At 30.0% G+C, this 14065-nt stretch carries 16 protein-coding genes and 1 pseudogene; 6 read left to right on the plus strand and 11 right to left on the minus strand.

Translation table 11 applies throughout. The features are described from left to right. The 9 genes and pseudogenes from L8W40_RS07635 to mnmG form a co-directional block, all read right to left on the minus strand. Positions 1 to 642 (minus strand): annotated as a pseudogene (locus L8W40_RS07635) (hypothetical protein); the annotation flags it as partial. A gap of 60 nt (positions 643 to 702) precedes the next feature. Continuing rightward, positions 703 to 1473 carry a flagellar biosynthetic protein FliR gene (gene fliR / locus L8W40_RS07640; RefSeq protein ID WP_263665101.1) on the minus strand — a complete coding sequence of 257 codons (771 nt, stop codon included), beginning with the start codon at positions 1471 to 1473 and terminating at the stop codon, positions 703 to 705. Further along, positions 1460 to 2095: an ABC transporter ATP-binding protein gene (locus L8W40_RS07645; protein WP_263665102.1), complete on the minus strand. Its 636-nt coding sequence runs from the start codon at positions 2093 to 2095 to the stop codon at positions 1460 to 1462. Before L8W40_RS07645 ends, fliR begins: the two co-directional genes overlap by 14 nt. Positions 2096 to 2097: 2 nt before the next feature. Continuing rightward, a complete protein-coding gene (gene tsf, locus L8W40_RS07650) occupies positions 2098 to 3174 on the minus strand; it encodes a translation elongation factor Ts (protein ID WP_039626638.1) in 1077 nt (358 codons plus the stop codon). Then, entirely contained in the window at positions 3174 to 3947 is a 774-nt protein-coding gene (rpsB, locus tag L8W40_RS07655) for a 30S ribosomal protein S2 (RefSeq protein WP_263665104.1), read from the minus strand. The genes tsf and rpsB overlap by 1 nt, the downstream gene beginning before the upstream one ends. Positions 3948 to 4120: 173 nt before the next feature. Further along, the gene (locus tag L8W40_RS07660) at positions 4121 to 5248 is read right to left on the minus strand and encodes a c-type cytochrome (RefSeq protein WP_263665105.1); all 1128 of its coding nucleotides are present in this window, start codon (positions 5246 to 5248) and stop codon (positions 4121 to 4123) included. Between the two features lie 2 nt (positions 5249 to 5250). After that, complete coding sequence (locus tag L8W40_RS07665) at positions 5251 to 6495, minus strand: cytochrome b (RefSeq protein ID WP_263665106.1); 1245 nt, start codon at positions 6493 to 6495, stop codon at positions 5251 to 5253. Position 6496: 1 nt separating this feature from the next. Beyond that, positions 6497 to 7000: a ubiquinol-cytochrome c reductase iron-sulfur subunit gene (gene petA / locus L8W40_RS07670; protein WP_133318665.1), complete on the minus strand. Its 504-nt coding sequence runs from the start codon at positions 6998 to 7000 to the stop codon at positions 6497 to 6499. A gap of 165 nt (positions 7001 to 7165) precedes the next feature. Continuing rightward, positions 7166 to 9022: a tRNA uridine-5-carboxymethylaminomethyl(34) synthesis enzyme MnmG gene (mnmG, locus tag L8W40_RS07675; RefSeq protein WP_263665107.1), complete on the minus strand. Its 1857-nt coding sequence runs from the start codon at positions 9020 to 9022 to the stop codon at positions 7166 to 7168. A 123-nt stretch (positions 9023 to 9145) separates the two neighbouring features. Between mnmG and ribE the strand changes: the two genes are divergently transcribed. Genes ribE through L8W40_RS07690 form a run of 3 tightly spaced genes read left to right on the plus strand, consistent with a single transcriptional unit; the run spans position 9146 to position 10594 of the window. Then, a complete protein-coding gene (gene ribE / locus L8W40_RS07680; RefSeq protein ID WP_133318663.1) occupies positions 9146 to 9754 on the plus strand; it encodes a riboflavin synthase in 609 nt (202 codons plus the stop codon). Further along, entirely contained in the window at positions 9718 to 10386 is a 669-nt protein-coding gene (pgeF, locus tag L8W40_RS07685) for a peptidoglycan editing factor PgeF (protein WP_263665109.1), read from the plus strand. The genes ribE and pgeF overlap by 37 nt, the downstream gene beginning before the upstream one ends. A 1-nt stretch (position 10387) precedes the next feature. Next, positions 10388 to 10594, plus strand: coding sequence for a hypothetical protein (locus L8W40_RS07690; protein ID WP_133318661.1), 207 nt, complete (start codon positions 10388 to 10390; stop codon positions 10592 to 10594). Positions 10595 to 10596: 2 nt separating this feature from the next. On the opposite strand, the gene L8W40_RS07695 is transcribed toward L8W40_RS07690, so the two are convergent. Together L8W40_RS07695 and L8W40_RS07700 are read right to left on the minus strand one after the other, a co-directional pair. Beyond that, complete coding sequence (locus tag L8W40_RS07695; protein WP_263659996.1) at positions 10597 to 11820, minus strand: sensor histidine kinase; 1224 nt, start codon at positions 11818 to 11820, stop codon at positions 10597 to 10599. After that, positions 11813 to 12478 (minus strand): response regulator transcription factor, encoded by a 666-nt coding sequence (locus L8W40_RS07700; RefSeq protein WP_263660850.1) that lies wholly within the window; start codon positions 12476 to 12478, stop codon positions 11813 to 11815. The genes L8W40_RS07695 and L8W40_RS07700 overlap by 8 nt, the downstream gene beginning before the upstream one ends. Positions 12479 to 12637: 159 nt before the next feature. Between L8W40_RS07700 and L8W40_RS07705 the strand changes: the two genes are divergently transcribed. The 3 genes from L8W40_RS07705 to L8W40_RS07715 all read left to right on the plus strand — a co-directional run. Beyond that, positions 12638 to 13195, plus strand: coding sequence for a hemerythrin family protein (locus L8W40_RS07705; protein WP_263665111.1), 558 nt, complete (start codon positions 12638 to 12640; stop codon positions 13193 to 13195). 77 nt (positions 13196 to 13272) lie between these two features. Next, positions 13273 to 13836, plus strand: coding sequence for a bacteriohemerythrin (locus tag L8W40_RS07710; protein ID WP_263665110.1), 564 nt, complete (start codon positions 13273 to 13275; stop codon positions 13834 to 13836). Between the two features lie 10 nt (positions 13837 to 13846). After that, the coding region (locus L8W40_RS07715; protein ID WP_263659998.1) for a ribbon-helix-helix protein, CopG family at positions 13847 to 14065 on the plus strand (219 nt) is incomplete at its 3' end.

Below are 14065 nucleotides of genomic sequence, written 5' to 3' on the forward strand. Positions count from 1 at the left end.
TTCTATATTTTCTTCTATATTTTCTTCTATATTTTCTTCTATATTTTCTTCTATATTTTCTTCATGTAAATCATCTAGCAATGTCAACTCATCTTCATCTTTTTTTTCATCTACTAATACATCTGTTGTTTCAGGCATATTGTCAGCTTTTAATTCATCATCTAAATTCTCTTCAAAAAATTCTTCTTGCAAACTTAAATCATCTTCACTTAAACTCTCTTCATGCTCAGACAAGTCAATACCGGCTAAAAGTTCATTTCCATCTAAAGGTGTATCTTTATCAATTAAAACATCATCGTCAAAATTTAATTCATCTTCTTCTAAAGTATTATTTTTATCTTCTTCTAAAGTTTTTTCACCACCTAAAAGCTCTATAAAGTCAGTTGGTAAAAAAGGTTTATATAAACATTCTACGCCTTCTACTTGCTCTTGATTTCTAGGTAATAAACAAATCAACCTATTACATTTGCTTTTTAAATCATCTAAATTAGCTTCAATATCATGATCTATGATAATAACATCATAAAATTCTCCAAGCTCCTCAGTATTTGTAATTTCTTCAAAATCATAACCTAATTTTTGAACCCCTAAACTGATTAGCTTTGAAACAGCCGTATTAGAATTTATCAGCAAAACCTTCATCTGTCATCTCCCAAAATTAAAGAAATATCTTATTTTAAAACATTTTTAATTATTTAATGCTTATATATTAAAAAATAACAACTCCATATGCTCAAAACTTTTTACTATTAAATTTTTAAAATACTGCATCATAATAAGCAAAATAGCAATAAGCACCGCAAAAGACAAGAATATCTTAATAGGATACCCCACTACCAAAAGATTAAACTGAGGCATAGTTTTCATAAGCATACCAAAAATCACATCTGATAATAAAGATATAGCCAAAACTGGAAAGGCCATAGAAAAACCAAGTACAAAAATATTTACCATGGCTTTATTTAAATAAAGCATTAAATTTTCATGTGGATAAAACCCACCTAAACTAATGTATTCTAGCGAATTAGATATAAAAAGTAAGACTAAATGATGTCCATCAAAGGCTAAAAATACAAGTAAAGCTAATAAATTTAAAACTTGTGAGATTACAGGTGTGTTTGTACCAGTTGTAGGATCCATAACACTAGCCATAGAAAATCCCATGGTAAAAGAAACCTGCTCACCTGCCATTTGTAAAATAGCAAAAGTCATTTGCAAAATCAACCCTGCCATCATACCAAAAAGCACTTCACTTAAAAGATATAAAATAAAAAAAGAATCAGGTGTATTACCCTCAAGCTTTGCTAAAGGATATAAAAACATTGTTAAAAATAAAGCTAAGGTTGTTTTTACCACCAAAGGTATACTATTGTGAGAAAAAAAAGGAAAAAAAACTATTAACCCACTCATTCTAGCAAACAAAAGCATGAAAATAACTACATTTTCATCGCCTAAATATCTAACAAATTCCATAGTTACTTAAGTGAAAAACCTTGTCGCATTTTTTAGTAAGCTCTTGATCATGCGTAACAAAAATCAAAGCTGCGTTATTTTTCTTGATATAATCAATCAAAATATCCATTACATTTAATGCATTTTTAAAATCTAAATTTCCGGTAACTTCATCAGCAAAAATAATCTTTGGCTTTTTGCTTAAAACCCTAGCTATGCTTACTCTTTGTTGTTGTCCACCGCTTAGCTTTGTGATTTTTTGATTCATTAAATCTGCAATATCAAGTTTTTTTAATAATTCATAATCAATATTCTGTCCGCTTAAAACACTCGCAAGCTCTATATTCTCAAAAGCCAAAAAACCTTTAAACAAATAATGCATTTGAAAAATAATCCCAAAATCTTTTCTACGAATTTCTAGTAAAGCATCATCATTTAAACCGTATAAATCTTGATTATTATAAAAAACTTTTCCTGATTGAGGTTTTAATAAGGTAGATAAAATATGCAAAAGAGTGGATTTACCACATCCACTACTTCCGCATATTGCAATACTATCTTTTGCATTTACAGCAAAATTTAAATTTTCAAAAAGCGGAATATCAAAACTATGGCTTAAATTTTCCGCTTTTAAAAGTTCCATTTTTAACCAATTTGCGCAGCAACTTCAGCAGCAAAATCTTCAGTTTTCTTTTCTAGGCCTTCACCTACTTCAAAGCGAATAAATTCAACTATTTTGATAGTTCCACCTAGCTCTTTTTCTTTATCAGCAATTACTTGCTCGATAGTTTTTTTATCATCCATTACATAAAACTGACCCATTAAAGTAAGTCTGCTGTCAAGTTGAGAATTATCCGCAATAAAGCTATTTAACTTACCTGGGATAATATTAGGCCAAATTTTTTCTGGTTTTCCTTGTGCTTGAAGCTCAGCTTTAATAGCTTCTTCAGCTGCTTGAATTACCTCTTGAGTTAATTGTTTTCTACTTGCATATTTTGGAATTTTATGCTCTGGTTTATTAGGATCTTTTAATCTTCTTCTTTCTTCATTCTCTTTTTCTAACTCAGCAACTAAAGCTTTGTATTCATTTTCTACAAAATCCATATCAAGTTCTTCATAAGATAGATAACTAGGTTTCATTGCAGCAATATGCATACAAATATGCTTTAAAAATTCTCCACACTTGCTAGCCGTAGCTTCACTATCACAAGCTGCAGCAATAACCACACCAACACGACCATTAGTATGAATATAGCCATTTACTATGCCATTAGCACCTGCTTTTAAAGTAGCAAATCTTCTAACAACTAAATTTTCACCAATAGTTGCAATTTGGCTTTTTAAGTACTCTTCAAATTTAACACCATTAATCTCACTTGAATGTAATTCTTCAACATTTTGAAGACTCTTAGCTTGAATATGTGCTGTTGTATCTTTTGTTAACGCAATAAATTGTTCATTTTTAGCAACAAAATCTGTTTCTGAGTTAATTTCACTTACAGTTGCACATTTAAAATCATCACTTACTTTTACGCTTACTAAACCTTCAGCGGCTAAACGATCAGCTTTTTTATCAGCTTTTCCAAGTCCTTTTTCTCTTAAAAGTTGCACTGCTTTTTCAAAATCGCCATCTGTATCTTTTAAAGCATTTTTACAATCCATCATACCTGCGCCAGTACTTTCGCGCAGTTCTTTTACCATTTGTGCAGTGATTTCAGCCATTATTCTTTATCTCCTTCACTCATAGCTTCTTCTAAAACTTCTTTTTTTTCTTCTTCAGAAACAGGTTGTTCTTCATCAACTTCACCATCTTGCTCTCTTAATGCTTTACCTTCATTGATTGCTTCAGCCATTTCTTGGCAGAAAAGTTGAACCGAACGAATTGCATCATCATTCCCTGGAATTGGGAAATCAACTAAGTCAGGATCACAGTTTGTATCTAGTGGAGCAACTACAGGGATTTTTAATCTATTAGCTTCTTGAACTGCAATTTTTTCTTTAACAGTGTCAATAACAAAAATCATATCAGGTTGAGTTTTCATATATCTAATACCACCAAGATATGCTAGTAATTTTTCTTTTTTTCTAGTAAGCATTAGTGCTTCTTTTTTAGTTAAAAGCTTAATACTTCCATCTTCTTCCATTTTTTCTATAACTTCTAATTTTCTAATTGACTGGCGGATAGTTCCAAAGTTAGTCATCATACCACCAAGCCATCTGTGATTTACATAAGGCATACCGCATTTTTCAGCATATTCTTTAATCGCTCCACCAGCTTGTTTTTTAGTACCAACAAATAAAATTGTCTTACCTTCTGCTGCAGCATCACGAACGATATTATATGTATATCTAAAATATCTAAGTGTTTTTTGTAAATCAATTACGTAAATACCTTTTCTTTCACCAAAAATAAATTTTTTCATTTTTGGATTCCATCTTCTTGTTTGGTGTCCAAAGTGTACACCGCACTCTAATAAATCTCTCATGCTTACCATGAAATTCTCCTTGAAATAAAATAATTAGGTTTATTCCTCCGCATTCTTTAACCCATAAGCAACCTAATAAGGAAATTAATGCGTGTGAAATGAAAGAATATTATATCAAATTTTATTTTATATTTAGCTTATTATTGAAGAAAAAGAACGCCACGAGGCGTTCTTTGGGTAAATTAGTGTAGTTTAGACCAAACTGATCTTTTCCAACCTATAGCAAAAACACTTAAGATTGCAAAGAATATCATAATATAAATTCCTGTTTGTTCTCTTTCTTCTTTTTTACTGTCACCAACTTTTTCAAGATAACTAATAACTTGAGTTTGTGCTTTTTCATTCAGACCAACTCTTGGCATAGCAGTTCCATGAATTTTCTTTTGAGGCTCATTGATGAAGATTTCAAGATAATGCGCGCCTTTAGAACGAATCATCATAGATAGATCTGGAGGCGTCATTCCAAGATAATTTTTTAAATCACTCATATTTGAGCTTGAAACAAAGCCATCATATTTTACATCATGGCATCTTCCACAAGCATTTTCAAACGTATGTTTGTTTTTAGCAAAATCAAATTCTTTTGCAATTAAAGCTGTTTTTGCTTGCTCTGAAAGCTCTTGATTTTTAGCATATTTTTCTTCTAAATCAGCTTTTAATTTTGCATCAAATTCTTTTTCATATTCACTAGCTGTATTTTTAAAGAATGCAATTAAGTCTGCTAAATCTTGATTATCTTGTGCTTCATCGCCACTTAAAGGATAAGCAGGCATTAAGAATGGATTTTCATCATTGAATTTATGTGAAATTTGCAAAGCTTTAACCGGATCAATGATAAGTGCAGTTAAAAATTTCTCATCATAAATAGCACCCGCATCACTTAAATCAGGAGGTGTTACACCTAAAGAAGAATCTGTGATAGTAGCAGGAATTCCAGCGGCTTTTACACCATGGCATGCAATACAATTTCCTTCAAAAAGCTCTTTTCCTTTTTGTGCATTACCTTTACTAAAATCGATTTTTGCGATTTTTTCCCATAATTGCTTAGTAGCTTCTTCTTGGCTTTTAGCAAGCTCTAATGCTTTTTGAGCATTAGCTATAGCTTTTTCACTTCCTGAAGCATTAGCATCCATTGCTGCTTTTTCTTTTAAAGCAACTTCACCTTTGGTAAATTCTGCATCAGCTTTTGCAAAGTCAAAATTAACCGGAGTTGAAGGAGGATTCATCACTGAATGTGCATAAGGCTCAACCCCCCAATAAACTAAACCTGTGAAAAAGACAACTACAAAAAATATTTTTAATTCTCTCATTATTAGCCCCTTTTTCTTTCCATGATAGTAATAATTGGTAAGACTACTAACAATAATAGTAAAAATACCATAGAAGCATAAAATCCTATCCAAGCATTAATTCCTGTTGGAGGAAGCTTTCCATAAACTGTTAGTACAATTAAATCTATCAATAATACCCAAAACCATACAAAAAACATTGGTCTTTCGTGTGCTGGTTTTACAACATCACTTCTATCAAGCCAAGGCAACAAGAAGAAAATAATTTGTGCTATACCAAACGCTGCAAGACCTATATCAAAAGCTTTAATGCTTCCAACATCAAAGAAAAATCCTCTTAAAACTTCATAACTCCATAAGAAATACCACTCAGGATAAATATGAGGAGGTGTTTTTAAAGAATTTGCTGGGTCAAAGTTAATTGGATCCATTGCGAAATTAAATTTAAAACACACCAAATAGAAAAAGAAAATCATAAATAACACAATATACATAAAATCTTTAGCTAAAAATCCTGGCCAAAAAGGAATAACTTTAGAACCTTTTGTATCACCTGCTAAATATTTTTCAGCTTCTAAATCAAAATCAATTTCTTCTGAAATTTCATTATTTACATGAGGAATTCTTAAAGAATAAAAGTGGAATGCAATAATTGCTAAAATTACAATTGGCAATAAGCACACATGCAGCATAAAAAATCTAGTTAAAGTTGGATCTGATACTGCAAAATCTCCTCTTATCCAAATAACTAATGCATCACCTATAAAAGGAATTCCGCCAAAAAGCTGAGTAATAACTTGAGCAGCCCAAAAACTCATTTGTCCCCAAGGTAACATATACCCACTAAATGCTTCTGCTGAAAATACAACAAACAAAAGCATACCACTAATCCAAATCATCTCACGACCCTTTTTATAAGAGCCATAATAAATTCCCGTTAACATATGGATATATATGATTAAAAACACAACTGAAGCAGCCACACCATGCATATGACGCCAAAGCCAACCATACTCTACTTCTTGCATGATAGTTTTATTAACACTATCAAAAGCCAAAGCCACATCTGGCTTATAATACATTACTAAAAATAGACCTGAAATAAATAAAATAGCAAAAAGAGTTGTCAAGATAACACCCATTGCCCATAAGAAGTTAATTTGTTTTGGTATCCAATACTGAGCCATTAAAACATTAAAAAGCTTATTTACAGCTAATCTTTGATCAAGCCAATCTATAATACCACTAGCTTTTTTTATCTGTGCCATATCAAGCCTCCGCAATCATTTTTTTATATTCTGGACCTTCTTCACCTAACACTAATTTAGTTCCATCAATTCTAAAAGGAGGAATGTCCAAAGGTCTTGGAGGAGGACCAAATACATTTTTACCACTAGTGTCAAATTCGCCACCGTGGCATGCGCACTTAAACAATTTCTCACTTGGAGCATAAGCTGGAATACAGCCTAAATGCGTGCAAAGACCAATAACTACAGTATATGCAACATCACCCACAATAACATCCCTACTGCTATCTTTTGCCATATCCGCATCTTTTTTTAAGATAAATATAGGCTTTTTACGCCACTCGATTGTTCTTAATTCGCCTTCTTTCATACCAGAAAGATCTACGGTAGTAATACCTGCTGCTTTTACACTTGGGAGCGGATCCCATGTTTTTTTCATTGCAACTAATGAAAAAGCACCACCCACAGCAGCTACCGTTCCAAAGGCAAAGCCCATAAAGCTTCGTCTACTTTCAGATGTAGCCATTTTACTTCCTTTGTTTTGATTTATTTGTTGTAAAGTATAGCAGTTTATCTAAAAAATAATAAATTTTTTCTTTATATAAAAAAGCTTTATTTAAGATATGCAAGTATTTATTTAAAATAACAGAAGTGTATTTATTTTCAAATCAAAACAATAGATAAGTTAATATCATCTATTGTTTTTCATTTTGATATAAATATGCAAAATATCTAAAGCAGCAGGGGTGATACCACTAATTTGCGAAGCAGCAAAAATAGTTGGCGGATTAAATTTTTGCAGTTTTTCCACCACTTCATTACTCAAACCACTTACACTTTTAAAGTCAAAATTTTCAGGAATTTTTAAGTCATTTAAGTTTTTCATTTTTTCTATTTGTGCTTTTTGCATTGCTATATAATGATAATATTTTGCTTCATTTAAAATTTCATTTAAAGAATACTCATCCATTTTTGCAAACATTTCATCTAGAGCTTTTAATTTTTCTATATTAAAACTCGCTCTTGCAACAATTTTTTGCAAACTTACTATTGAGGTAATTTTTTCTTCTTTAATGCTTTGTAAAAATTCATTATTTTGATTGCTTGGTGTCCATGTAGTTTGAAGTAAAAACTCAAGTCCTTTCCTAACATTTTGCTTTATATTATCAATATATGCATAGTCCTCTTGACTTAAAAGTTTAAAATTATGTCCATATTCTCCAAGTCTTAAAATAGCATTTTCTTCTCTTAAGAGCAGTCTATATTCAGCTCTTGAAGTAAACATTCTATAAGGCTCTTTTGTGCCTTTCATTACTAAATCATCAATTAACACCCCTATATAAGCCTCATCGCGTCTTAATACAAAAGACTCTTTTTCATCAATTGCTAAAACCGCGTTCACTCCTGCCATAAAACCTTGTGCAGCTGCTTCTTCATAACCAGTAGTTCCGTTAATTTGCCCAGCACAATATAAATTTTTAATCTTTTTAGTTTCTAAAGTATGTTTTAACTCCGTTGGATCAATATAATCATACTCTATAGCATAGCCAAAACGCGTGATTTTAGCATTTTCAAAACCTTTTATACTTCTTAACATCGCAATTTGCACTTCATAAGGAAGTGAAGTAGAAAAGCCATTAATATAATATTCAGTAGCATCTTTAGTTTGTGGCTCTATAAATAAATGATGACTTTCTTTATCACCAAAACGATTAATCTTATCTTCTATGGAAGGACAATATCTTGGACCTATACCTTCAATTTGTCCTGTAAAAAGCGGAGCGCGGTAAAAGTTACTTTTTATAATCTCATGTGTTTTTAAATTTGTTCTTGCTATATAACATGGAAGTTGATTGGGCTTGAAATTTTTTGTTTTAAAACTAAAGGCCTTAGGGTTTTCATCTCCGGGTTGAATTTCTAAAACACTAAAATCAATACTTTTAGCATCTACTCTTGGACAAGTTCCTGTTTTTAACCTCCCTACTTTTAAACCACTTTGTTTTAAATACTCACCCAAATTTACAGACGCAAGCTCACCTACCCTACCTGCTTGAAGCTTAGTTTCACCTATATGGATAAGTCCATTTAAAAAAGTTCCTGTTGTAAGTATGATTTTTTCAGCAAAATATGTATTTTCTAAATTAGTTTTAACGCCCTTAACTTCATCATTTTCTATAAGTAAAGACAAAGCTTGCTCTTGAGAGATTTCTAAATTTTCAAGTTTTAAAAGCTTATTTCTAGCACAAATTCTATAAGCGTCCATATCAATTTGTGCTCTACTTCCACGCACTGCAACACCTTTGCTTTCATTTAAAATTCTAAATTGAATTCCAGCCTCATCGGTAATTTGTCCCATAAGTCCACCCATAGCATCAAGCTCTTTTACCAAATGTCCTTTTGCTAAGCCGCCTATAGCAGGATTACAACTTGCAGCACCAATTTGCTCGATTAAAGTAGTTAAAAGTAAAGTTTTTTTGCCCATTCTAGCGGCAGCAGCACTAGCCTCAACCCCAGCATGCCCGCCACCTATTACGATTATATCATACATATTTTGACCTCATTTTTATAAAAAAGGCAAAAATTATATAATATTTTTTAAAATAAAACACTAAAAATACTTTTTGAAATTTAAAAGTTTTGGATAAAATCTCATAAAAATTAAAGGTATTGAATGTTTAATGGATTAATCCGCGAATTAGCCTTTGTCAAATCATATCAAAACAACACTTTAAGATTAAAAGCAAGTTACAAACCAAAACTAGGCGATAGTATAGCAGTTAATGGTGCGTGCTTGAGCGTAACAAAACTTTTTGATGATGGCTTTAATCTTGAACTTTCTTATGAAACAAGAACTCACATAGCTATTGAAAATTTAAAAGACTATGTGCATATTGAACCTGCGTTAGCTTATGGCGATAGAATAGATGGGCATTTAATGCAAGGACACATTGATGGTATTGGCGAAATTACTAATATTTCTAAAAAAGAAAACGGAGTTGATTTTTATATTAAATGCCCTGATAATATACAAATTTATATGGCAAATAAAGCAAGCGTAGCTATAGATGGAGTAAGTTTAACTATCAATGAAGTTTTAAAAGATAGTATTCGTTTGACTATTATTCCTATAACCTTTAATGAAACCTTGTTTAAAAATTACACCATAGGAAGACGCGTCAATATAGAAAGTGATCTTTTAGCAAGATACATACACAGACAATTAAATTATAAAAAAGAAATTTCATGGCAACAAATAGACAAGATTACATCGCTTTATTAGAAAATGATTTCGCAAAAGCTTTTGTAGCCTTTGATCAAGATTATAATATTTTTAGAGCAAAAATTTGTAATAATATTTTTCCTCGGGAAAATTCTATAAAAAAGTGTGTATTTTTAAATCAAATTCATTCTAATATCATCACTCATTATAATAAAGATTTTCACTTTAATGCTGATGGGATAATTAGCAATGAAAAAAATATAGCTTTGTGTATTTTAAGCGCTGATTGCCTGCCTTTGCTTTTATATGATGATAAAAATAAAACCATAGCAGCTTTGCATTCAGGTAGAAAAGGTTGTTTTGAAAATATCTTAAAAGAAGCTGTTTTGAAAATGCAAGAAAGTTTTAACACTCAAACCAAGAATTTAAAACTCATCATTTCAGCAGGAATTTGTGCTAAAAATTATGAAATTAATGGCGAGGTTTTAAACCACAGCAAAGAAAATTTTGCGCATTTTTTACATGAAAATAAGCTTGATTTAAAAGCATTAGTTAAATTTCAAGCAAAAGAATTAGGTATTAATGATATTTTTGATATCAATCTTTGCACCTTTGATGATGAGAGATTTTTTTCTTATAGAAAAAATCAAACTCCAAAGCGCATTGTTAGCGTGATTTATTTAAAGGATTAAAATGTATGAAGTAAAAAATCTACTTGCTTTAAAAATTCTACAAAAAGCTAGAGAATTTGGCGATAATGACTTAAGCAATGAACTTTTAATCACTCAAATGCTAAATCATACCCCACAAACTCTAAATCAAAACGATACTAAAAATTTAAATGAATTTATCACAACGCTTATAAATGCTAAAGAAAAAGCTAAAATGAGCAATAAATAATTTTAATTTTTCCAAGTTAAAATAAATTTTGTTCCTTTCTTTAACTCACTTTCTACTTTTATTTTTATATTATGTTCTTTACAAATTTTATCCACCAAAGAAAGTCCTATACCAAAACCACCTTGATTTTCATTAAATCTTGAATAACGCTCAAAAATATTAGCCAAATTTTCCTTTGCTATGCCACAACCACTATCTGCTATTATAAGTTTTTGCTCTAAAAGTGCTATTTTAATATGTCCATTTTTTATATTATATTTTATAGCGTTATTAACAAGATTATCAAACATTTTAAAAAATTGCTCTTTATTGGCATAAATTTTTCCATTATCCTCTAAAACAAGTTCTAAGTCAATATTTTTTTGCTCTAAAAATATCTTAAAATACTCCATTCTTTCTTTAATCAAATTTTTTAAAAATATCCAATCTTTTTTTGCTTCATAAGCTTGAGAAAAATTTAAAAAAGTTAAATCTGAATACAAATGACTCAAAGTCAAAGCAGCTATTTTCACACGCTTTAAAGCTTTAATTTCTTCAAAATTCTTTTTTCTTTCTAAACTCTCTACACTCATTAATATTGCACTAATTGGGGTATTAATCTCATGAGTGGTATCTTTTATAAAATTATTTAAAAACCTTATTCTTGCTTCTAAAGGCTTGAGTGCAAATTTAAGTATTAAATATCCTACCAAACTAACAAAAATCAAAGAAAGTACCATAGCTAAAGCAACTTTAAATCTTATAAATCCAAGTTCTTTAGAAATATCATCACCTTGTATTAAAACTCTTAAACGATTTACATCTCCTAATATTTCTAAAGCACTTTGATTTTGATTATCAGCAAGTAACAAGCTATTTAAATTTATATCAGCTACATAAATCAAAGTGTTATTGTTATAAATATTCGCATTATTTGATTTAAAAAAAGTTGTTTGAGCAGGTAAATCAAGATTAGAAAAATAAACCTTAGTTCTATCAAATATTGCAAATTTTATATTAGAAATTTGAGCTATTTTCTTAGCACTTTTTTCTATGGGTTCAAAACGCGATTTTTCCATTTGCAAAATCACAAAACGATGTTCTTGTCTTAGCTTTATGCTATATTCGCTTATTAAATCTTCTATTAACTTAGCATACCATATACCAAAAAGCACTATAAGAATACTTCCTATACTTACTAAATACAAAGAAAGAATTTGCCATGCAACGCGCTTGGCTTCATGCATAACAATACCCTCTTCCTCTTTGATTGATAATGCTTTCTTTTCCTAAAATTTTTCGTAAATTTTTCACATAAGCTCTCAGACTAAGCTCACTTGGCTCTTGATCATATTCCCAAATTTCTTCAAAAATATAAGCAGTATCTATAAATTTACCTTTATTTTTCAAAAGCAATGATAAAAGTTTTAATTCTTTTAAGGGTAAAGACAATGGCTTATCGTTTTGATATAAAGTTTGCGATATAAAAGCAAATTTAAAACCATTTCCCAAGTCCTCATAATCTTCATTTTTATGCGCAAAAGAACGCTTTAAAATAGCATTAATCCTTATTTTTAACTCCTGCAACTCAAAAGGCTTTTTGATATAATCATCACAACCACATTCAAATCCTTGTTGTAAATCCATAGTAGTATTTAAAGAGGTCATAAAAATAGCTGGGGTATATCTACCTGCTTCTCTTAAATTTTTAAGCACACTAAAACCATCTCCTAAAGGGACTTTTACATCAAAAATCCATAAATCAAAATTTTTCTCATAAGCTTTATCTTGCGCATCTTGAGCATTATCCACCAAAATCACTTCAAAGCCTTCTTCTTCTAAAAACTCACCAACAATTTCCCCTAAGTTAATATCATCTTCTAGTAAAAGAATTTGCGTAGCCATTTTAAGCCTTTTATGCTATTTTAATTTAGATTATTATATTTTTTTTATGTAAATTTAGTGTGAATTTAGCATATTTAAAGGCAAGTATTTATAAAATATTAACTATTTTATTGAATTTAGGATTTTATTATGTTGCCAAATTGAGATCAAAAATATAGTATTAATAATGAAAAAATTGACGAACAACATAAAAAACTTTTTGAACTTGCCGCCAAAGTGGAAGAAATTTCAGATAGGCCAGTTTATCAAGTCGAGCTTAAAAAGATAGTTGCTGAATTTTTTCACTATATTAAAATTCATTTTCAAGATGAAGAATCCTATATGGCTGAGATTAATTACCCTTATCTAAATCAACACAAACTCATGCATAAACAAATCACAAAATCCATGATAAAACTCATACAAAGTATAAAAAGTACAAATGATTTAAAAGAAAAATTATACATAGTAGTTAATTCATGGTTGATAGAACACATCATTCAGCATGATATGATGATAGAACATTGGCGTCAAAACACCCAAGCAAAGAATTCTTCAGATACTTTCGAAGAAGAAGCTCCAAAACCAAAAAAATTCTTATATCAATGTCAATGCGAAGGAAAAACACACAAGGTTCCTTATGATATTCATTTAAAAATGCAATATTCTAAAGTGCAGTTTAAATGTAAAGAATGCTCTGCGAATTTAATACAATACAAAGAAAAAATAGAAATCTAATAAAAATTAATAATAATTTAAAATATAGTAAACTATAATGCTTATAAAACTCTTCTAAATATAAACAAGGAGCTAACATGCTACCAAAATGGTGTAGTAAATATAGTATCCATAATGAAGAAATTGACAGACAGCATAAAAAACTTTTTGAACTTGCTGCAAATGTCGAGATGATTTCAGATAAACCTGTCCATAAAGGACAAATTAAATTTTTACTTGCAGATTTTTTTAATTATATGAAAGAACATTTTACCGAAGAAGAAAAATACATGGCAAAAATAGGTTATCCTGAACTTTCTAACCATCAAAAAATTCACAAAAGTATCATCCAATCTATGATTGATTTAATTCAAAATCTCAAAAGCACAAATGATCTCAAAGAAAAACTTAATGTCATTGCATCAAAATGGCTTTTAGAACATATTTTAAGAGAAGATATGAAGATAGAAAAATGGCATCAAGCGCAACTAAATAAAAATGCCAATACTACAACTTTTCAAGAAACTCAAGAAATTTATGAATATATTTGCTCTTGCGTAAATAAAATTCACAAAGTTCCTTGCGAAATTCACCAAAAAATTCAATTAAACAATGCAAGTTACAAATGTAAAACTTGTCAAGAAGCTATCAAACTAAAATAAAGGCTATAAAATGAACAAACGCTACACCTTAACTCTTCCATTAGAGCTTTATGAACGCTTAAATCAAACTGCGAAATTTTCTAAAAAGAAAAAAGCTGAAATTTTACGCAATGCTTTGGAAAATTATCTTGATGAAATAGAAGACTTTGCTCCAGCCATAGAAGCTTTAGAAGATTTAAAAGATGGAAATAGTAAAAAGTTAGATAACATTATAAAAAAATTAAAATGT

The organism is Campylobacter sp. IFREMER_LSEM_CL1846, from assembly GCF_025772105.1.
In the GTDB taxonomy this organism is placed as follows: Bacteria; Campylobacterota; Campylobacteria; order Campylobacterales; family Campylobacteraceae; genus Campylobacter_D; species Campylobacter_D lari_D.

Bases quoted from the DNA above. Each gene is read 5' to 3' on its own strand.
- fliR (WP_263665101.1), bottom strand. From the start codon at position 1,473: ATGGAATTTGTTAGATATTTAGGCGATGAAAATGTAGTTATTTTCATG.
- L8W40_RS07665 (WP_263665106.1), bottom strand. From the start codon at position 6,495: ATGGCACAGATAAAAAAAGCTAGTGGTATTATAGATTGGCTTGATCAA.
- L8W40_RS07690 (WP_133318661.1), top strand. From the start codon at position 10,388: ATGTATGAAGTAAAAAATCTACTTGCTTTAAAAATTCTACAAAAAGCT.
- L8W40_RS07645 (WP_263665102.1), bottom strand. From the start codon at position 2,095: ATGGAACTTTTAAAAGCGGAAAATTTAAGCCATAGTTTTGATATTCCG.
- L8W40_RS07700 (WP_263660850.1), bottom strand. From the start codon at position 12,478: ATGGCTACGCAAATTCTTTTACTAGAAGATGATATTAACTTAGGGGAA.
- L8W40_RS07660 (WP_263665105.1), bottom strand. From the start codon at position 5,248: ATGAGAGAATTAAAAATATTTTTTGTAGTTGTCTTTTTCACAGGTTTA.
- pgeF (WP_263665109.1), top strand. From the start codon at position 9,718: ATGGCAACAAATAGACAAGATTACATCGCTTTATTAGAAAATGATTTC.
- L8W40_RS07710 (WP_263665110.1), top strand. From the start codon at position 13,273: ATGCTACCAAAATGGTGTAGTAAATATAGTATCCATAATGAAGAAATT.
- ribE (WP_133318663.1), top strand. From the start codon at position 9,146: ATGTTTAATGGATTAATCCGCGAATTAGCCTTTGTCAAATCATATCAA.
- tsf (WP_039626638.1), bottom strand. From the start codon at position 3,174: ATGGCTGAAATCACTGCACAAATGGTAAAAGAACTGCGCGAAAGTACT.
- L8W40_RS07695 (WP_263659996.1), bottom strand. From the start codon at position 11,820: ATGCATGAAGCCAAGCGCGTTGCATGGCAAATTCTTTCTTTGTATTTA.
- mnmG (WP_263665107.1), bottom strand. From the start codon at position 9,022: ATGTATGATATAATCGTAATAGGTGGCGGGCATGCTGGGGTTGAGGCT.
- rpsB (WP_263665104.1), bottom strand. From the start codon at position 3,947: ATGGTAAGCATGAGAGATTTATTAGAGTGCGGTGTACACTTTGGACAC.
- petA (WP_133318665.1), bottom strand. From the start codon at position 7,000: ATGGCTACATCTGAAAGTAGACGAAGCTTTATGGGCTTTGCCTTTGGA.